Here is an 18719-nt window from a genome sequence, read left to right on the forward strand (position 1 = left end):
CGGATTATTCTAGAAAAGAAACAGCCGGCGTGAAAATCCGCCTGCGCCCCAAAGCCAAAATAAATTGGCAGTTCATAACCAAGTTTGAGCGCAAGCGGGATAATTGAAATATCTAAGACAAGGGGATTGGTTCCGTCAAGGCTTGAATAGCCCGATTCCAGCGCGAATCGGAAATGCCGGAAATCATAACCAAACGCGGCTCGGAAACCCGGCTTAGGGCTTACGAGTTCGGAAAGAAATTCCGGCGCGAAATACCGGTTAAATGAGCCTTCGATAAAAAAACCGTCATACCATGGTTGTTCATCTGAAAAACAGGGAGTTGCTAAAATAAGAATTATGGTAAAAAGTACCGTCCGCGCTGTTGGAAGTGAAGGATATAATGAGTACCCCCCCCCCCCCCCACGAGTTCATTCCCTAATGTACACTCACAGCGTATTTTTGTAAACATGATGTTTTGTATCATATTATGTATTTTATTCTATTTTTTACGTCTTTGTCAAGGGAAATTTTACGAAAAATTCACAAAAAGAACGAAGAGGGAGTGGGGAGTAGGGAGTGGGGTTTATGTCCGTAATCCTATCGTAAAGTCCACGCTTAGCCTTAGGACAAAAACCCATACTCCCCAATCCCCACTCCCTACTCCCCAATCTTTCTGATATAATACCCATAAAGGAGTAAATATGATTTACAGAACTTACGGCAAAACTGGCGAAAAAGTTTCCCTCTTAGGCTTCGGCGGAATGAGATTTAAAAACGTAGACGACCACGAAGAGTGCGTCCGCCTTATGGTCGCAGCCGCGGAAGGCGGGATTAATTACTTCGACACCGCGCCCGGTTATTTTGAGACAAGGAGCGAAACCGTCTTTGGCAAGGGTTTCGCAGAAATGCGAAAACGGGGACTGCCCTACCTCAGCGCCACAAAAACTTTTGAAAGCACCGAGAGCGGGATTCGCAGGGAAATTGACAATCAGCTAAAACGCATGAATATTGATTTTATCGACTTCTATCATATATGGTGCATATTGAGTTTGGAAAATTGGGAAAAAAGGAAAAAAAATGGCATCTTAAAAACTTTCATGAAACTTAAAGAAGAGAAGCTCATCCGGCACATTTGCATTTCAAGCCACCTTATCAAAGATGAGATAAAAGAATTATTGATGGAAGGAGTTTTTGAAGGCGTGCTGTTCGGGTACTCCGCGTATAATTTCAGCGCGAGACGGGAGGCGTTTGACGCCATTAAAAAGAAAAAACTTGGCGCCGTTATTATGAACCCGCTTGGCGGCGGCGTTATACCTCAGCATCCCGAACTTTTTAAATTTATTTGCAGAAAGGGCGAAAGCGTTGTCACAGCCGCGCTTCGAGTCCTTTGGGATCATCCTGAAATAACAAATACCCTTGTCGGCTTTGATACAATCGAACATTTGCGCGAGGCGCTTGATGCGATGGAAGGCTACAAGCCGCGTACAAAAGCTGAACTTGAAGAAACAATCGCAAAAGCGCAAACCTCGTTTGAAGGCATCTGTACGGGATGCGCGTATTGCGACAACTGCCCCGAGGGGATTCCGATTCCACGTTACATGGACGCGTACAATCAAAAATTGCTCGATAAAAACAACAAAGACCCGATGGGAGACAGGTTAAAATGGCACTGGGAACTTGATAGGGCGGGCGCGGCAAAATGCACGGCTTGCGGGTTATGCGAACAGACTTGCACTCAGCACCTTAACATAATCGAAAGGTTAAAGGAAATCGCCGGATAAAATATTTAACAGGCGCTTTTCATCGTCCATCGCGCACAGGGACCTGATACGCGAAATACTCTGCAAAAAACTGTAAGTCGCGCGGTTTAAACTGTTTCTGGCTGAAATAAAAAGCGATGTCGCGTCATTTAAATCCGCTACAGAGCTTTGAGAAAGACGGTAGCGTTCCATCACATAATTAAAATGCGATTCCGTGTATTCAAGGGAACGGCGCGAAGAAAGAACGGAACCCGCCTGCGTAAAAACGTTTGAAAGCGATGTTAAAAGGTCCTGCTCTAAAGAGATTTGCGTATTTGTATAATTAATCGCTTCGGTATCGCGGGCTATTTTGCTCTTTTCAAGACGGTTTTCAAGCACCCAAAAATCCACCGGTATCTTCCCATTAATTGAAATTCCTCCATTAGATGAATTATTAAAACCGCTTACAGGCGAATAGCCAAACTCAGAGGAAAAAATTGTCGCGCTTATTGTCGGCGCGTAATCTCTTTTGGAAAGCGTGTAGTTCATTTCCGCCCTTTTATTGCCAAGAGCCGCTTTCGCAAGCGAAGGATTATCGCAAGCCATTATATTCCAAAAATACGCGTATAACTCATCGGCTTTTTCATCCGTAATTTCCGCAAGGCTCGAAAGAATATTTTCATACATGGTAAAATCAATCGGAGCAAGTTGCGCCGTTTGCAGACCGGTTATTGTTTTAAATTTTGCCATATTCAGGACAAGAGTACGCCGCGCCTGATTGCGGGAATTTTCCCGCATCTCTTTATCCGCAAGCGCTTTTAAGTAATCGCCGCGGTTTATCATTCCGCTTTGTTGGCGCACTTCCGCTATCGAAAGAGCCATGACCGCAGTCTGCAAAGACGCTTCTTCGGCTTCCAAGGCGGAGGCCGCTTCCAACACGGCGTAATAAGCGTTATCCGCAGAATCTAGCGTATTAAAGTACTCAGCCTGCGCGTCTTTTCTTACGCTCTCTGTCGCGATGCCGCTTATCGCTTTATTAATAAAACTTTTACCGCCCTGAAAAATAATCTGCGTAATTGAAAAAGACACTCCCGAAGTAAAAGCGTCTATCGGATTGATAAATTCCCAATTTTTTAAATAACCCATAGTCGCCCTGTAATCCGCCGAGACCTGAGGCAGCATGGAGTACAGTTGATTTTTTTCATCGAGTACGCTGCTCCGTATCGCGGACTCATACTTCGCAAGAGAAGTTGAGTTTGCAAGGGCTAATGTTCGCGCTTGCTCAAGGTTTACAGTTTGCGAAAACGCGTATTTATTCACCAATAAAAACAAAAGTACAACCGCTATTTTTTTCATTATTCGTACCTCAAAGCGTCTATCGGATACAACCGCGCGGCTTTCAACGCCGGGTAATATCCAAAAATGATGCCGACAAACGCGGCAAAAAGAACTGCGATCATTACAACAAATGGATTAATAACCGTATAAGCGCCCCTCATTGCCAGTATTCGGCACGCGAGAATGGACAAACCAATGCCGAGAATCCCCCCCATAAGGCTCAGTATTACCGACTCGGTAAGAAACTGGAGCAGAATATCCTTTTTGCGTCCGCCCACCGCCATTCTAATGCCTATTTCGCGGGTGCGTTCTGTAACGGAGACCAGCATAATGTTCATGATGCCGATGCCGCCAACTAAGAGCGATATGCCGGCAATGGCGGCTAACAACGTGGTTAAAGTTTTTGACGCGGCGGACGCCATGTCAATTATATCAGCCCAACTCATTATCTCAAAATCAGAAGCGGCTCCTTCCTGGATTCTTCGCGATTCACGCAGAATATACTCCGTTTCTTTTTTCGCCGCGTCCATATACTCTTTGCTAACAACGCTCATAACTATCTGATTTATGTTGCGTGAATTTGCAAGGCGCGTCATAGCGGTATCCAACGGTACCATTATAATATCATCCTGATCATTGCCGCCAAGACCCGCCCCTTTGCTTTCCAATATTCCTACAACTAAAAAATAATTCGTTCCTATCCGTATCTGCTCTCCCAGCGCGGAATTCGCGTCTCCAAACAAATTCTTTGCCGTAGTGCCGCCTAAAACCGCCACCTTGTTCCGCAGCCGCATATCTTCATCGTCAAAGAAAAATCCCCTCTCAATAATCCAGTTCCGCGCGGAAATAAAATCCGGTTCCACACCCTGAATGGAAACCTGCGCATTCCCAAGACTCCCGGTAACATTCGCGTTGCTTTGAACAACGCCGGAAACTGCGGCTGCGAAACTGGATTCATCGCGCAGTTTTTGAATGTCATTCTTAGTAAAGGCGCTAACGCGCATCATTACCTGTTGTCCCGATCTGCTTGCCTGACGGCGCGGCATTATTTGAAGTAAATTGGTTCCCATCGCGGTAATACGCTCTTCAATCTCCCTCTGAGAGCCTTCGCCGAGAGCGACCATAGTAATGACGGAACCTACGCCGATGATTACTCCAAGCGACGTTAGGAGACTTCTCATGCGGTTACGGAGAATGGAGCGGACGCAGGTTTGCAGGAGTTGTAAAATATTCACGTTACGCGCCTTCCTTTTCCAATTTGTCATGTTCCCTGTTCCATGAAGCCATGTCTTCAAGCGCGTTGCGCCTTTTTGTTACGGGTTTATCGCTGACCAACTGCCCGTCGCGCAGGGTGATTACCCTCTTTGTGTAAACGGCAAGCTCAGGCTCGTGCGTTACCATGATGATCGTCTTGCCCATGTCGTTTAACTGCTGAAAAAGCCCCATGATTTCCATTGTCATGCCGGTATCTAAATTACCGGTCGGCTCGTCGGCAAGAATAAAAGCCGGATCATTTACAATAGCCCTTGCTATCGCCACTCTCTGCTGCTGCCCGCCCGACAACTGGGACGGGAAATGATCCATACGCTGCGCCAAACCTACTTCGCTAAGGGAGGCAATTGCTTTTTCTTTGCGGACGGACGCGTCATTTTTAAAAAGACGGCGTTTTTCGCCTTTTTCCCGCTGGCGGTAAAAAAGAGGCAGTTCCACGTTTTCAAGAGCCGTAGTACGCGCCAATAAATTAAAGGATTGAAACACAAAACCGATTTTACGGTTTCTGATATATGCGAATGTATCGGAATCAGAGGTGGAAGTTTCAATTCCGTCAAGGGTATAGGTTCCGCCCGAAGGCTTGTCAAGACAGCCAAGAATATTCATTAAAGTTGATTTACCCGAACCAGACGGCCCCATTACTGAAACAAATTCCCCTTCTTCGGCTGAAAAATCCACGCCGCGAAGGGCGCGGACAACTATCACGTTTGAATCGTCTTTGGACTTACCCTGCTTTCCGCCCATCCGATATTCGCGTTTGATCCCGCGCATTTCAATGACAGACACTAAATTTTCTCCCTTAAAATTATCTGCCTGCCCTCAAAATTATCGGGTACGATTATTTCAGTTGAAGTGCCGTCGCTAATGCCCGTGCGCACCTGTATCACGTCAAGTTTGCCGCCATCGCCGACAAACCAAAGGTTACGCCAAACTACAACCTGCGCATTACGCCGCTGTCCCCCCTGATTACCTTGATTGCCTGGCTGTCTGCCTCCCCCGCCCATTCTAGGTCCCGGCTGTGACCCCATCATTATCTGCGAGATTCCCTGGTTGTTTTGGTTTTGCTTTTGTGAAGACTCAGCTTTCTGTTTTTCCCTTTCCTCAAGGGCGGCTTGCTTCTGTTCTTCCGTCATATTTTCAAGACTTGCGTTAAACAGTAAATCGGAAATTTGTTCCGCGCTAATGCTTGTCGGCTGATAACGCAGGGCGGCATTGGGAACAAGGAGGGCGTTTTCGCTTCTATCCACGATAAAGTCCACGGCGCACGTCATACCCGGCAAAAGTGAGCCGCCCCGGTTTTCCACGTTGATAATAACCGTATATGAAACCACGCTATTCGACACGACGGGAACCATCCTCAGCGTTTCCACAACGCCTGAAAATCTTCGCCCGGGAAGGCTTTCAAGCGTAAAGCGCACTTCCTGCCCCTTAAATATTGAGGCTATGTCAAGCTCCCCTATCATCGCCTCTATCTGCATTTCGCGCAGATTTTCGGCAATTGTAAAAATACTGCCTGAATTGTTGTTCGCCGAATCGACTACCGTATCGCCCACGTTAATATTTTTATCAAGCACAATGCCGTCAATGGGGGACGTAATAAACGCGTATTGATTTATCTCAGTTTCTATAACCCTTAAATTCGCCTCGGCGACGGCAAGATCCGCCCTTTGATTGTCAAGGGAAGTCTTTGACGTTTTTAACTCGTATTCGGAAATCAGTTCCCTTTTTGCCAAAGCTTCCTGATTACGGTAATTGATCAACTGCAATTCATAATTAGCGCGCGCTTTTTGAACAGCCGCCTGCTGCTGATCCCTTTGAAGACGGAGCATATCGGTATTAAGTTGCGCGAGAACATCCCCTTTTTTAACAGTGTCATTATAATCAACATTGACCGCTTCCACTTTGCCGCTCATGCGCGGGAGAATCTTTACTGCGGCGACGGGGTTAATTGTCCCGCTGGATGACACAGTACGCTCCAGATTTCCGCGCCTAATTTCAGTAAATTCATAGACGGCTGTTTTCGATTTTTTACCGGAACAGGAAATGCAAATAAACGGCAAAATTAACAAAAAGATCGCTTGTTTTTTATTTTTTTTCATTAATTTAAAAATCCTTTATACTTATATAGAACAAATAAACTTTAAAAAGGTTAATCATATTGAAACTATACTAAATTAATAGTATTTTTTCTATATATTGATAAAGTGAGGTAAATATGAGGGGACAAATAACGATCAGAAAAGCGGCTGTGTTTCTTGCAGCCTTGTTCTTGCTTTCAGCGGGACTTTATGCCGATCCCGCACGCTCTCCCGGCGGAGCCGACGCGGTTCCTGATCTTTTTAGCGCGGCTGTTTCCGCCAACGGTTTTACCACTACTCAAGGCGGGGCGCCCGTAAGCGCCTTTAATCCTGCCCAGAGCGGGGATGCCGACAGAATGGTTTTTGACGCAAGCTATTTGGCAATTCCGAAACTGTTGCCGGGCGAAGAACCAAATGACAGCGGGTATATGCAGTCAATTTCCGTAGGCGCGTTATTCCCGACAAAAGCCGGGGTCTTCGGCGGTTCCATAAGATACATAGGCGGTTTTAAGGAAGATCAATTTTTATATTTCCCCATAAACCCGACTTTTGGAGGCAACCTGTTCGCCGCAAAAGAATTATATCCGGGAATGTCTCTTGGGCTTGGATTAAACTTCGGCGCTGGCGTGGCAGGGACAATCTCAGGAGATCTTGGGTTTAGATACAATACGGGTAACCTTAGCTTTTTGAAAAATTTCACGGTAGGCGTAGTCCTGCGAGGCCTTGGATTAAGTTATTTTCCAACATGGCTTACCGCCATCGGCGGCGTTTCATTCGACCTTATCCACATAGAAGGAAAAAATAATAAAGAGGATCCCTTTGTTTTAGGCTTTGCCACCGATATCGCCTTCCCATCTCTTTTCTATCCTCTTCCTTCATATATTAACGTAATTTGGAAAGCCGGAATAAAAATGACAATAGCGGAATTAATCACCCTCAACGTGTCATGGCCTGGAGGCAGCGGGCTTAACGTGCAGGAATTAGCGGATGAAATTGTGTCATTCCCGGCGATTCCTTCAATCGGACTTTGCGTAAATATAAGGCTGCCTTCCACAGGAGATTGGATTGTCGGCGGACGGCTTCCTTCTGACGGAGACCTGTTAATAAGCACGGCCTTTAAACCGTTATACGAAGGCGTTACTGCGGTTGGCGGCGGAGTAAGCTGGTTTGCCGGAGTTGCGGACAAAAAACCGCCTGTAATAAATATAAAATATCCTGAAACCGCATATTTTTCACCTAACCACGACGGTAAAGCCGATTTACTTGAAATTCCTTTAAGAATAACGGATCAAAGTTATGTGGCGTCATGGTCAGTGGAAATAAAGGACGAAGAGGGCAATGTCGTCCGCGTTATTGAAAACAAGGAACAGCGTTTTGAACGTTTCAACATGAAGGAATTTTTTAAACGGTTATTCACGTCTAAAAAGCAAATTGACATTCCGCCGGCGATTATCTGGGACGGAATTCGCAGTACGGGAGAAGCGCCCGTAGACGGCAAGTATACTTTTACAATTACCGCCACTGACAATTTGGGCAACAAGGCGGTTACTCCCGTTTACGAAGCCGTAATTAAAAACAAGCTTCCCGTAATAACGATAAACCCGATTCCAGACGCGCAAAGAATTTTTGATCCAAAGGATTCCTCAGGCGGCGCTCAGAGCGGAAACAGAACTGTTACAATTACTCCTAAAGGTTCGGCGGAAGACGCGTGGGAAAGCGCGATTTACAATCCCACAGGACAGAAAATTAGGGCGTTTGAAACTCAAAGCGGAGAGCCAAAACCCGTAGTTTGGGACGGTAAAACCGATTCCGGCCAAATCGCGCCTGACGGAGTGTATATTTTCCGCATCGGCACGACTGACAAGGCGCAAAATTCCGCAAGCGCGGAATTGACAAATATCATTCTTGATTCAAGAGAAGCGGAAGCGTTTTTAACAACTTCCGTTTCAGCGATAGCGCCTACGAAAAATCAAACCGCCAACATGGTCAACTTTACCAACCGCCTTTCGATAAACGACGGCGTTAACAACTGGAAACTGGAATTAAAAGACGAGACGGGAACCGTGCGGCGCGCGTTCTCAGGTAGCTCTCCTGTTCCCGCAGTTCAGGGCTGGAACGGCCTTGATGAGCAGGGGCAAATACGCGAAGGTTTTTACACGGCGGAGCTTACGGTAAATTATACAAGTGGCAAAATAGTAAAAACGTCGGCTTCTCCCGTATTAGTGGACGTTACGGGACCGGCTCTTACAGTCGCAACCACGCCCGAATATTTCAGTCCCGATAACGACGGTGAAAATGACGAACTGTTTATCAGTCTTACAGCGAAAGACTTATCTCCCATAGCGGTATGGTCTTTTGAAATACGCACTCCGGTCGAGAGCGGCACAACTCAAGTTTTCCGCAAGATTGAAGGCATCGGCAGTCCGTCCAATAGAATTATTTGGGATGGCAAGAGCGATAAGGGCGAACTTGTTCAGTCCGCGATGTACTATCCTTACACATATACCGCGACCGACGCTCTTGGAAACTCCAGTTCAACGGAAGGCAAAATCGGTATTGACGTGCTTGTTATCCGAGAAGGAGACAGGCTGAGGATGCAAATCCCCTCAATCCAGTTCAGGCCGAATTTCGCGGACTTTGAAAATCTGCCCAAAGACGTTGTTGACAATAATATGCGCATAATAAAGCGCATCGCGCAGATACTCAACCAATTCCGCGATTACAAGGTACAGGTAGAAGGCCACGCCAATCCCACGCAACCCATTGGCCCCGCGCGCGACAGTGAAGAGCCTGCTCTAAGACGCATCAGCGAATTGAGGGCAAGGGCAATTGTAGATCAATTGGTACGCAACGGCGTCCTGCGAAGCAGGTTAACCGCCACCGGCGCAGGCTCCTCCAAAACAATCGCCCCCTTTGAAGACCGCGACAACTGGTGGAAAAACCGCAGAGTGGAGTTTTATTTGATTAAATAAATATTTTAAGAGGAGTTCACATAAAGAACACAAATGGGAAGTGAAAACCAATGAGCAGTGAGCAATGTTTTTGTCCGTTATCTATGCTTGAGCCACACGATAAGATAACAGACAAAAACCTTTGATCTTCCTTTGTGATCTTTGTACCTTTGTGATCTTAGTGTGAGACTTTTCGAACAAATCCCTATTCGCTGCCCTTGTTTTTTTTCTTTTCTTTCTTTTGTTCGCGTTTTTCTTTAAGCGACTTTTGAGGCGCTTTTTTCGCCTCTTTTTTGTGCATTATATGCTCAGCCATAATATCCTCCCCTTGGAATTAGCTTATTAATAAAACATTATAATAACAGATTAAAAATATGTCCACAAAAATTTACGCGCTAAACATCCGTTTTGCTTCTTCCCTGGCTTGCGCCACTACAGGCTCATAATTGGCTTTTAAAGCGTTAATATGCTGGTTGTAAAAAGCGACAAATTCCGGATCCTGGAAGGGATCGATACGGACTTCCCTGCCTAATCTGCGTGATAATTCTTCTTCCTTCTGGCGAAGCTTTGGAGCGTACTGCTGGTTAATCATCTGTTCGTATTGGGAAGCTTCTTTAATGTATTGGGCAAAGAGCATGGTCAATTGCCTGTACATTTCGTTAAATTCGCTCTTGTTTATCACGGCGGAAAGCCCTTTACCCAGCTTTTCTATCTTTTTTTCATCCTCTTTGGCGGCAGGCAGGGCAATTTGAGCGACAAGAACGTCAAAAATCCCCTGTTTTAAGCTTTCCCTGTCCTGCGCGGGCGTTTTTTTTATCTCCCCTGCCAAATCCGTTTCCCCCTCAAGAAAAGCATTGGCAAGTTTTTTACCGCGTTTTTTAACTTCAAACTGCTCAATACCCGACTTGTCGCTTTTAACTTTTTCGGTTTTTTCCATGGCTATTTCCAGAGCCGTCTTTATAACTCCCATTGAATAAATATCCTCTATATAATAAAATATTATTATATGGAAGTTTACACAAGGGGGTTGCCGTCCTTAGGATTGCTTTTGGAGGGGATATGAGTTATGAAACTGAATTTAAGAACATTATTCGTCTGGACTCAGAATTAAATCAGATACAGGATTATGAACTGTTACTGGAAAGGATACTTTTTGAATCAAGAAAAGTTGTCCATGCCGATGCCGGATCAATTTATATTACAGTTCCTGATGAAGACAATGAGGAAGTAACTGAGAAATTATCGATAAAATATTCACAAAATGACACTATTCAAAGAAATATGCCGCCCGGACAAAAAATGATCTATAAAATATTTTCAGTCAAGATCAATGAAAAATCCATTTCAGGTTATTGCGCCCTTAAAAAAACATTGATTAATATTCCCGATATGTACAACATTCCACCTGAAATGCCGTATAAATTTCTTTCAGACTTTGACATAATTACAGGATACAAAACAGTCTCCACTCTGACCATTCCTCTGGTCGCCACGGACAAAAAGCTGATGGGCGTTATTCAGGTTATCAACGCCAAAGATGAGAACGGAAATATTATTCCGTTTTCCACGGATGATGAAGTTATCCTTATGCATTTCGCGGCAAACGCCACTATGGTTCTTCAAAGGGCGTACCTTACAAGGGCGATGATCCTGCGTATGATTAAAATGGCGGAATTACGCGACCCAAAGGAAACAGGCACCCATGTAAACCGCGTTGCCGGTTACGCGATAGAAATCTATGACAGATGGGCTTTTCATCATAAGATTCCGGTTGAAGAAAAAGATAAATTCAGGGATTCGTTAAAGATAAGCTCTATGCTTCACGACGTAGGCAAGGTGGCGATTTCGGATGTGATTCTTAAAAAACCAGCCCGTTTTACGCCGGAAGAATATCAGATTATGCAGAACCATACCATTTACGGCGCAAGCCTTTTTCGTGACACAAGCTCACCTGTTGACATACTTGCAAGAGATATAGCGCTGACCCACCATGAAAATTGGGACGGCACAGGTTACCCGGGCTGGATTGACCCCCTCACGGGCAAAGCGGAAAAAACAAATGACGAAGGAAAACCGCTGGGAAGAAAGGGCGAAGAAATTCCCCTAGGGGGCAGGATTGTCGCAATTGCAGACGTATTTGACGCACTATGTTCAAAACGGGTATACAAAGAGCCGTGGAGCGAAAATGAAGTGCTTGACGAAATGCGAAAACTCGCAGGCTCAAAATTTGATCCGGAGTTAATTGATATTTTCTTTGAAATACTTCCAAATATCAAACAGACTCAGAATCGGTATCCCGAAGACGCAGCATAGCCGTTAATGTCCTGTCCAGCGAGTCGGCAAATGTTTTAAGTTCTTTTTTCCCGTAATTTGCCGTTCTCTCCGTTTCAAGCCCGTTATCCGCAAGACCGACTTTAAAGTTGCGGATGGAAAGGAGTTCGTTAATATTGTCCGCCGTGAATACCCTCCCTCGGTCGTCAATTACGGATACTGACTTTTCCACGAGCCTCTTTGCTAGGGGTACATCCCGCGTTATTACGAGATCGCCTTTTACAGACAGCTCAACTATACGGTCATCGGCGGAGTTTTCCTCAATGGGGCAAATCTCCATCTCCGTCCCATTTGCCCCGGGAATCTGACGGTTAGCGGCAAAGACAATTCTAAGTTTAAGTTTTTTAGCTCTTCTGAGCATAAGCTCTCGTACAGGTTTTGGACAGGAATCGGCATCTACAAGTATTTTCATTCCGCTCCCGTTATACACGCGGCAAACAGGGAAAAATTCCCTTTTAGTAAAAGAGGGGAATCGTTATCAGCGGAAAAATAAAAAGATTCGCCTTTTTTAAAAAACTGGTTTTCTATTTCCAATTCGCCTTCCGTTACAATGAAGACTCCAACGCCGCTTTCATTAAAAGACGCGCTGCCGTGGCCGTGAATGTAAAAAAGAGAAAAGTTTTCGCCCGGCAGCGGATAGCAAACTTGAGTATCGCGGGAAGGAGTAATAACTTGCGGAACAAATGGGACAAGAGGCATTATTTTTTTTAACTCGCCAATATCTTTATGTTTGGGCGTAAGACCGCCCCGGATTACATTGTCGGAATTGGCCATCAATTCCACGCCAAAACCGTTGATATACGCGTGAGGCACGCCGCACGGAATAAAAAGCCCCTGTCCCGGCTGTAATGTAATAAGGTTGAGGTAAAGGGGCGAAAAAACGCCCGGGTCTTGCGGATAAAGAGAGTTTAATTTTTTAATCAGATCCGTTTTATCGTCTGAAACCGCGCCCAAGGAAGCGTATATTTCTTTTGGCTCTTTAAATCCCGCCATTAGGGTAAAAGGGGTAATGGCGCAGATTATTTCGTTTTTGCCGTTTTCATCTTTGTAATTTCTTACAGGAGAATCCATATCAAGCCCCATTTCATTCTCACGCTTAAAACCCTGGCGCGCCTGTTCCTTGTTCGGGTGAACCTGAATTGAAAGCGGCTTTTCCACGGCAATCAGTTTTAATAAAAACGGAAGCTCCCCGGAAATCTCTTTAAGGTTTACGCTGTTTCCGTTTACCTGCGCCACAGACGGAGCAAGCGGGTGCGTACCCAGCCACATTTCCGCATAGGGCTTCTTTAAATCATTATTCCCATTCTCCGCCAATCCTAAAAATTCGGGAAGTATTCGCGTAGAACCCCATTCATAATGTTTTATTTTATTTTGAAGTTTATGTATTTTTATCATCGCCAAACAGGCTTAACGCCTGATCAAGTTTTGTTATAAGACGAAGAGTACGGTCTTCAACTTCCTGATTTTCCCAATTATCTTCGTTTTTTAATTCTCCCCTGGCGCGTATCTCGTCATCCAGCCGTTGTTTTACCTTGTTAAATTCATCACATAAAATAAAACCCGTTAAAATGGCGATATTAAGAGGCTCTTTAATTCCTGATATGCTTTGCGTATTTTTTACAGCCGTGCTGTACTGGGACAGTACTTTATTAAGATATTCCTCGTCCTCATCGGCGGTTATTGTAAATGAAGTTCCAAGAATATCCAAACGTATATCATTGGCCATTAATTTCCCTAAAAAATGTCCAGTTCTTTATCCGCCGAATCGCTATCCGCCGGATCAGTATCCGCCGGATCGCTATCCGCTGAATCGTTATCCGCTGAATCGTTATCCGCAGGTTCGCTGTTATTTTTAGGAGTACCGCTATCCTTAGGAGTACTTTTATCCTTCTGAACACTAGTTTCCTTTACAGCAGACGAAAGCTCGGCGTTTTTCTTGGCCTCTTTCGCGGAAATCTCAAAAAACTCTTTTGAATCTGATTCGGCTTCTTTTGGCTCCGTATCGGTAGTTTTCTCTTTTTTAGCCTGAGCCTTTTTTGTCGTCGTTTTTTCCTTCAGGCTTTTTTCAAACGCTTCTTCAAACTGGCTTAGCCTGTCCAACGCGGCGACTATGCCGTCTTCAATACGCCCCTGATCTTCCTTAAAGCGCATAACAAGCAGTTCCAACTCATCAAGGCGTTTTTGATTCGCGTCTAATTTCTGCTGTAAACCCGCCCTCTCGGACAAGAGGGCGGCATTTTCCGAATTTACCCGCTGTACGTACTCAATCGCTTTAGCGACTTTTGTTTCCAGAAGCTGGACCTGCTCAAGACTGATCATTTTTTCTCTCCAAGCGCCGCTTTGGCTTTTTCAGCGACAGCCTTGAACGCCGCCGCGTCTTCAGAAGCGAGCCATGCAAGCGCTTTCCTGTCGATAATAACGCCAGCTTTATTAAGGCCTGCGATAAGCCGTGAATAGGAAAGCCCGTTTTCCCTGCAAGCCGCGTTAATTCTTACAATCCACAGTCTGCGGAATTGAGCTTTCCTGTCTTTCCTGTCGCGGTACGCGTAAGTTAACGCTATGGCTACCGCGTCTTTCGCGGTTTTAAAATTGGTGCTTCTCCTTCCCCAATAACCTTTAGCCTGTTTTAATATTTTCTTCCGATGGTTTTTTCTTTTTGAACCGTCAACTGCTCTTGACATAATTTACCTCTTAACGCTCAGCCGTATGGCAGAAGCTTTTTTCTGATTACCGGCACATTGTCATCGGACAAAACTCCGGCATGACGCAAGCCACGCTTGCGTTTTGACGACTTCTTGGTCAGGATATGGCGCAGATTCTGTTTTTTATACTTCACCTTACCGGTCCCGGTAAATGAATAACGCTTTGCCGCGCTTTTTTTTGTTTTCATTTTTGGCATAAGCCACCTCTCAAAATTTATTTCTTGCCTTTAGGACTCAGTACCATAGACATAAAACGCCCTTCCATCGCGGGCGGTTTGTCCATTACATATTCTCCCTCAATACGGGAAAGAACGTCCTTCATAACGTCAAAACCAAGTTCAGTGTGGGCAAGTTCACGGCCTCGGAAACGAATCGTAACTTTTACCTTATTGCCTTCGGATAAGAATTCCTTTATATGCTTAGATTTAAAGTCAAGATCATGATCGTCGATCTTAGGCTGCATCCTGATTTCTTTAAGCTTTAAAAGTTTCTGCTTTTTTTTGGAATCCCTCAGCCTCTTTTCGTTCTCAAACCTGAACTTACCGTAATCTAAAATCTTGACAACTGGCGGCACCGCATTGGGCGCGACTTCCACAAGGTCAAGACCCGCTTCTTTGGCAATTTCCAATGCTTGCGAAACAGACATTATTCCCTGCTCTCCGTCATCCCGGATTAGACGGACTTCCCTGGAACGAATCTGCTCGTTTACACGTAAATCTTTCTCAGCCAACTGGCCTCCTTAGTTTTCACTTTCTTACACTAGATTAGCAAATTTTTACATTTTTTGTCTAGTGGGCTATAGCGAGCATTATTTTAAATTATACCGAAAATTAAACCGAAAAATTTCTCACAAAGATCACAAAGGTACAAAGAACACAAAGGGGGATCAGGGGTTTTTGTCCGTTATCTTATCGTGAAGCCCACGTTAATCCTTAGGACAAGAATCCCCTTTCCCCTCTTTGTGATCTTCTCTTTCTTTGTGTCCTTTGTGAGAAATCTTCTTGATTTATAGTGTACTATTAGGCTAAATATTGCCGATTATCTCTGTTCCGATGCCTTCGTCGGTAAATAGCTCAATTAGTATGGCGTGGGGCAATCGACCGTCAATAATATGCGCCTTTTTTACGCCGCCGTCCAATGCCATGGCGCAGCAGTCAGTTTTGGGGATCATTCCTTTTGTTAGAATGCCTTCTTCTTTTAGGGCGTCCAACTGCGGCCTTTTAATGGATTTTACAAGGGTGCTTTCGTCTTTTACGTCGCGGAGGATGCCCCGGACATCGGTCATAAGGACTAATTTTTCCGCTCCAAGGGCGGCGGCTATTTTGGCGGCGGCAATATCGGCGTTAATATTGAGCGCCTTTCCTTCGTCTTTGCCTGTCCCATAAGCTACGGAAGAAATTACAGGTATAGCTTCGGCGTCCAAAACGGTGTTTAAGATTGATATGTCCACCTTGTCAATTTCACCGACAAGGCCTAAGTCTTCGTTTTTCATGCGGCTGGCTTTTAAAAGGCCTCCGTCAATTCCGCATAAGCCGATTGCTTTGCCGCCTGTTTTTTGAATAAGGGCGGTAATTTCTTTATTGACTTTCCCACAGAGAACCATTTGCACTATGTCCATTGTTTCTTCATCGGTGTACCTCAGCCCGTTAATAAAACGGCTTTCCTTGCCCGTCTTTTTTAACATTGCCTCTATTTCCGGCCCGCCGCCATGAACAAGGACTGTTCTTATACCGACGCATGACATGAGGATCACGTCTTCTATGACCGCCCTTTTTAAGTCATCGTTGAGCATGGCGTTTCCGCCGTATTTAACAACAATTGTTTTACCCTGAAAACTTTGAATATACGGCAGCGCGTGAACAAGCACGCCCGCCCTGTCGTTATTTGAAATTGTATTCACGACCGGTAATCTCCGTTAATTTTTACATAATCGTAAGTAAGATCGCATCCCCAGACAGACGCGGTTCCGCTCCCTTCTTTTAAACAGACTAATATTTCAATCTCTTCTTCAGACAGAATTTTCTTTGCTTTTTCTTCATTGAAGTTAACTGTTTGACCTATCTTGCAAACTAAAATCTCTCCCGACGCGCTCTTAAAACTTACGTCGGTTTCCTCAGGGGTAAAATCAACTCCGGCGTACCCAAGGGCGCATAAAACGCGCCCCCAATTCGCGTCCGCGCCGAAGCAGGCGGCTTTTACAAGACTGGAAGAAGCTACGGACTTTGCCAGCGCTTCCGCAGTATCTTCATCTTTTGCGTTTGTTACGGTTACCGTAACAAGTTTTGTCGCGCCTTCCCCGTCACGAGCCATTTTGCGGGCAAGCGCGACGCACACATATTCAAGAGCGGAATAAAAAGCGTTGTAATCCGCCGTGCAGTGCGGGCACTTGTTTGAAGAATTGACGGGCGCGTTTCCCGCCTCGCCGTTTGCCATTATGAGAACCATGTCGTTGGTGGAAGTGTCGCCGTCTACAGTCAGGCGGTTAAAGGAGCGTTTTACGGCGAGGCGCAGAGCCGAATCAAGAGCGGATTTTTCCACATCCGCGTCAGTTGTGATAAAGGCAAGCATTGTCGCCATATTGGGATGAATCATCCCTGAGCCTTTTGTAATCGCCCCGATACGAACAAGCTCCCCGCCAATTTCAGTCTCCACGGCAATTTCCTTTTTGCGCGTATCGGTCGTCATAATTGCTTCAAGAGCGTCCGCGTTTCCCTTTTCATCGGAGCGCAGATTGGCTTTAATGGCGTTAATATTTTTTTCTATTACTTCAATCGGCAACGGTACGCCGATAACGCCTGTGGAAGCGACCGCGACTTCGCCGGCGGAAATGCCCAGCGTATCTGCGGCAAGCTGAGCCATGCGTTTTGCGGCTGACATCCCTTCCTCTCCGGTACAGGCGTTAGCGTTGCCTGAATTGGCAATAATGGCGCGTAATTTGCCGCCGGCGATATTTTCCTGACTAACTTGGACGCTTGCGGCTTTTACCTTGTTAGTTGTAAACATCGCCGCCGCATTGCAGTTTTTTTCGGAATAAATAACAGCCAAATCTTTTTTCTGCGAACCTGCCTTTATGCCGCACCTAATGCCGCCGGCTGAAAAACCCTTTGGGGCGCAAACTCCGCCTGCCACTTCTTTCATTTTCAATTCCTAAAAAATAATCGGTATCGCGTCAAGACCGGCTTTTTCGTCAAAACCAAATAAGATGTTCATATTTTGAATAGCCTGACCGGCGGCGCCTTTAACCATGTTATCAATTGCTGCAGTTACTATCAATGTGGAACCATTAATGTCAACATGAACGGAAATGTCGCAGTAATTAGACATTCGCACTCTGTTGGTGGCTGCAAAGAGGCCTGACGGAAGCACACGAATAAACGGTTCATCTTTATAAAAATCAGTATAAATTTCGCGGATTTCAGCCGTTTTTAATTCAATCTCATTTGAAGGCGGCATATAGGTTTTATTAGGCTTTACGCACCACTGTTCTGAAAGCGGAATGTAAATGAGGCTGAGTATCCCCCTGTTTACGGGCGCGAGACGGGGCGTAAAAATTATTCTCGGCGCGGGATTGTTCCCTACCGCAGACATTAGCGCAAGATTACGCTCAATTTCAGGCGAATGTCTGTGGGCGGAGACCTTGTACGCGGAGATGGAATCCGCGCATTCCGCGTAATGAAATGACCGCGACGGTTCCCTGCCGCCGCCCGTTACGCCGCTTACGGAGTCAATAATAACCGGCATTTCAACGCGGTTCATTCCTTTTGCCAAAGCCGGAAACGCGCCTAGCGATCCGCCAGTGGGATAACATCCGGGATTTCCAATCACAACAGAGCCTTGCGCGGCAAGTTCTTTGATCTTTTTACGGTTAAGCTCAGGCAGGCCATAAATAGACTTTTTATGCAATTCGGGATACCTATAATTTTTTCCGTACCATGCCCTGTATACTTCTTCGCTCTCATCAAAACGGAAATCGGCTGAAAGATCGATATAGTGTATCCTGCGTTCCATGCAGGCTGTGGCAAAAGGTTCCCCTACCGCGTGGGGAAGGGCGGAAAAAACCACATCGGAAGATGCGATAACTTCATCGGCTTTTAAAAGGGGAAGCGAAACCTTACCCAAAAAATTTGGGTAGATTTTATCGATATTCTCACCTTCATAACTTACCGATGAAAGCGCCAATTTTTCAACTTTAGGATGCCTTGAAAGGAGTCTTACCAACTCGGCCCCAGCATAGCCCGTAGCGCCGATTATACCTGCTATCATAAGTTAATTATGCACCTTTTTGGACGAATGGTCAATTATTCCTTAAAGAAACATAAATCTTTACGA

At 45.4% G+C, this 18719-nt stretch carries 18 protein-coding genes; 3 read left to right on the forward strand and 15 right to left on the reverse strand.

What is annotated here, in order from left to right:
- The first annotated feature begins 680 nt into the window (after nt 1-680).
- Entirely contained in the window at nt 681-1760 is a 1080-nt protein-coding gene (locus ACYVRH_RS10195; RefSeq protein WP_461256801.1) for an aldo/keto reductase, read from the forward strand.
- Here ACYVRH_RS10195 and ACYVRH_RS10200 read toward each other — a convergent pair.
- The 4 genes from ACYVRH_RS10200 to ACYVRH_RS10215 are packed head-to-tail and all read right to left on the reverse strand — an operon-like array spanning nt 1740 to nt 6427.
- On the reverse strand, nt 1740-3074 hold the full coding sequence (locus tag ACYVRH_RS10200) for a TolC family protein (protein ID WP_461256802.1): 1335 nt from the start codon (nt 3072-3074) through the stop codon (nt 1740-1742). The genes ACYVRH_RS10195 and ACYVRH_RS10200 overlap by 21 nt on opposite strands.
- Nucleotides 3074-4351 (reverse strand): ABC transporter permease, encoded by a 1278-nt coding sequence (locus ACYVRH_RS10205; protein WP_461256803.1) that lies wholly within the window; start codon nt 4349-4351, stop codon nt 3074-3076. The genes ACYVRH_RS10200 and ACYVRH_RS10205 overlap by 1 nt, the downstream gene beginning before the upstream one ends.
- Nucleotides 4293-5114, reverse strand: a complete 822-nt coding sequence (locus ACYVRH_RS10210; RefSeq protein WP_461256804.1) for an ABC transporter ATP-binding protein — start codon at nt 5112-5114, stop codon at nt 4293-4295. The genes ACYVRH_RS10205 and ACYVRH_RS10210 overlap by 59 nt, the downstream gene beginning before the upstream one ends.
- Nucleotides 5114-6427: an efflux RND transporter periplasmic adaptor subunit gene (locus tag ACYVRH_RS10215; protein ID WP_461256805.1), complete on the reverse strand. Its 1314-nt coding sequence runs from the start codon at nt 6425-6427 to the stop codon at nt 5114-5116. The genes ACYVRH_RS10210 and ACYVRH_RS10215 overlap by 1 nt, the downstream gene beginning before the upstream one ends.
- Nucleotides 6428-6543: 116 nt before the next feature.
- Between ACYVRH_RS10215 and ACYVRH_RS10220 the strand changes: the two genes are divergently transcribed.
- Complete coding sequence (locus ACYVRH_RS10220) at nt 6544-9378, forward strand: OmpA family protein (RefSeq protein WP_461256806.1); 2835 nt, start codon at nt 6544-6546, stop codon at nt 9376-9378.
- Nucleotides 9379-9745: 367 nt separating this feature from the next.
- Here the strand turns inward: ACYVRH_RS10220 and ACYVRH_RS10225 are convergent, their stop codons facing one another.
- On the reverse strand, nt 9746-10327 hold the full coding sequence (locus tag ACYVRH_RS10225) for a DUF6657 family protein (RefSeq protein ID WP_461256807.1): 582 nt from the start codon (nt 10325-10327) through the stop codon (nt 9746-9748).
- 89 nt (nt 10328-10416) lie between these two features.
- Between ACYVRH_RS10225 and ACYVRH_RS10230 the strand changes: the two genes are divergently transcribed.
- Nucleotides 10417-11670 (forward strand): HD domain-containing phosphohydrolase, encoded by a 1254-nt coding sequence (locus tag ACYVRH_RS10230; RefSeq protein ID WP_461256808.1) that lies wholly within the window; start codon nt 10417-10419, stop codon nt 11668-11670.
- Here ACYVRH_RS10230 and ACYVRH_RS10235 read toward each other — a convergent pair.
- From ACYVRH_RS10235 to argC, 10 genes are all read right to left on the reverse strand, one after another.
- The gene (locus tag ACYVRH_RS10235) at nt 11630-12100 is read right to left on the reverse strand and encodes a DUF188 domain-containing protein (RefSeq protein ID WP_461256809.1); all 471 of its coding nucleotides are present in this window, start codon (nt 12098-12100) and stop codon (nt 11630-11632) included. The genes ACYVRH_RS10230 and ACYVRH_RS10235 overlap by 41 nt on opposite strands.
- The gene (locus ACYVRH_RS10240) at nt 12097-13083 is read right to left on the reverse strand and encodes a type I phosphomannose isomerase catalytic subunit (protein WP_461256841.1); all 987 of its coding nucleotides are present in this window, start codon (nt 13081-13083) and stop codon (nt 12097-12099) included. The genes ACYVRH_RS10235 and ACYVRH_RS10240 overlap by 4 nt, the downstream gene beginning before the upstream one ends.
- A complete protein-coding gene (locus ACYVRH_RS10245; RefSeq protein WP_461256810.1) occupies nt 13067-13414 on the reverse strand; it encodes a cell division protein ZapA in 348 nt (115 codons plus the stop codon). The genes ACYVRH_RS10240 and ACYVRH_RS10245 overlap by 17 nt, the downstream gene beginning before the upstream one ends.
- A gap of 8 nt (nt 13415-13422) precedes the next feature.
- On the reverse strand, nt 13423-14007 hold the full coding sequence (locus ACYVRH_RS10250; protein WP_461256811.1) for a cell division protein ZapB: 585 nt from the start codon (nt 14005-14007) through the stop codon (nt 13423-13425).
- On the reverse strand, nt 14004-14369 hold the full coding sequence (gene rplT, locus ACYVRH_RS10255; protein WP_461256812.1) for a 50S ribosomal protein L20: 366 nt from the start codon (nt 14367-14369) through the stop codon (nt 14004-14006). Before rplT ends, ACYVRH_RS10250 begins: the two co-directional genes overlap by 4 nt.
- A gap of 17 nt (nt 14370-14386) precedes the next feature.
- Entirely contained in the window at nt 14387-14587 is a 201-nt protein-coding gene (gene rpmI / locus ACYVRH_RS10260; RefSeq protein WP_461256813.1) for a 50S ribosomal protein L35, read from the reverse strand.
- Nucleotides 14588-14604: 17 nt separating this feature from the next.
- Complete coding sequence (gene infC / locus ACYVRH_RS10265) at nt 14605-15120, reverse strand: translation initiation factor IF-3 (protein WP_461256814.1); 516 nt, start codon at nt 15118-15120, stop codon at nt 14605-14607.
- 294 nt (nt 15121-15414) lie between these two features.
- Nucleotides 15415-16290 (reverse strand): acetylglutamate kinase, encoded by an 876-nt coding sequence (argB, locus tag ACYVRH_RS10270; RefSeq protein ID WP_461256815.1) that lies wholly within the window; start codon nt 16288-16290, stop codon nt 15415-15417.
- On the reverse strand, nt 16287-17528 hold the full coding sequence (gene argJ, locus ACYVRH_RS10275; protein ID WP_461256816.1) for a bifunctional ornithine acetyltransferase/N-acetylglutamate synthase: 1242 nt from the start codon (nt 17526-17528) through the stop codon (nt 16287-16289). Before argJ ends, argB begins: the two co-directional genes overlap by 4 nt.
- A 9-nt stretch (nt 17529-17537) precedes the next feature.
- On the reverse strand, nt 17538-18653 hold the full coding sequence (gene argC, locus ACYVRH_RS10280) for an N-acetyl-gamma-glutamyl-phosphate reductase (RefSeq protein WP_461256817.1): 1116 nt from the start codon (nt 18651-18653) through the stop codon (nt 17538-17540).
- Between the last annotated feature and the right edge of the window lie 66 nt (nt 18654-18719).

It is taken from the genome of Treponema sp. R80B11-R83G3, from assembly GCF_054786115.1.

Excerpts from the sequence above, each read along its gene's own strand:
- ACYVRH_RS10240 (WP_461256841.1), bottom strand. The coding sequence starts at position 13,083 with ATGATAAAAATACATAAACTTCAAAATAAAATAAAACATTATGAATGG.
- rpmI (WP_461256813.1), bottom strand. The coding sequence starts at position 14,587 with ATGCCAAAAATGAAAACAAAAAAAAGCGCGGCAAAGCGTTATTCATTT.
- ACYVRH_RS10250 (WP_461256811.1), bottom strand. The coding sequence starts at position 14,007 with ATGATCAGTCTTGAGCAGGTCCAGCTTCTGGAAACAAAAGTCGCTAAA.
- ACYVRH_RS10215 (WP_461256805.1), bottom strand. The coding sequence starts at position 6,427 with ATGAAAAAAAATAAAAAACAAGCGATCTTTTTGTTAATTTTGCCGTTT.
- ACYVRH_RS10220 (WP_461256806.1), top strand. The coding sequence starts at position 6,544 with ATGAGGGGACAAATAACGATCAGAAAAGCGGCTGTGTTTCTTGCAGCC.
- ACYVRH_RS10235 (WP_461256809.1), bottom strand. The coding sequence starts at position 12,100 with ATGAAAATACTTGTAGATGCCGATTCCTGTCCAAAACCTGTACGAGAG.
- ACYVRH_RS10200 (WP_461256802.1), bottom strand. The coding sequence starts at position 3,074 with ATGAAAAAAATAGCGGTTGTACTTTTGTTTTTATTGGTGAATAAATAC.
- argC (WP_461256817.1), bottom strand. The coding sequence starts at position 18,653 with ATGATAGCAGGTATAATCGGCGCTACGGGCTATGCTGGGGCCGAGTTG.
- ACYVRH_RS10245 (WP_461256810.1), bottom strand. The coding sequence starts at position 13,414 with ATGGCCAATGATATACGTTTGGATATTCTTGGAACTTCATTTACAATA.
- ACYVRH_RS10230 (WP_461256808.1), top strand. The coding sequence starts at position 10,417 with ATGAGTTATGAAACTGAATTTAAGAACATTATTCGTCTGGACTCAGAA.
- argJ (WP_461256816.1), bottom strand. The coding sequence starts at position 17,528 with ATGAAAGAAGTGGCAGGCGGAGTTTGCGCCCCAAAGGGTTTTTCAGCC.
- ACYVRH_RS10195 (WP_461256801.1), top strand. The coding sequence starts at position 681 with ATGATTTACAGAACTTACGGCAAAACTGGCGAAAAAGTTTCCCTCTTA.
- ACYVRH_RS10225 (WP_461256807.1), bottom strand. The coding sequence starts at position 10,327 with ATGGGAGTTATAAAGACGGCTCTGGAAATAGCCATGGAAAAAACCGAA.
- rplT (WP_461256812.1), bottom strand. The coding sequence starts at position 14,369 with ATGTCAAGAGCAGTTGACGGTTCAAAAAGAAAAAACCATCGGAAGAAA.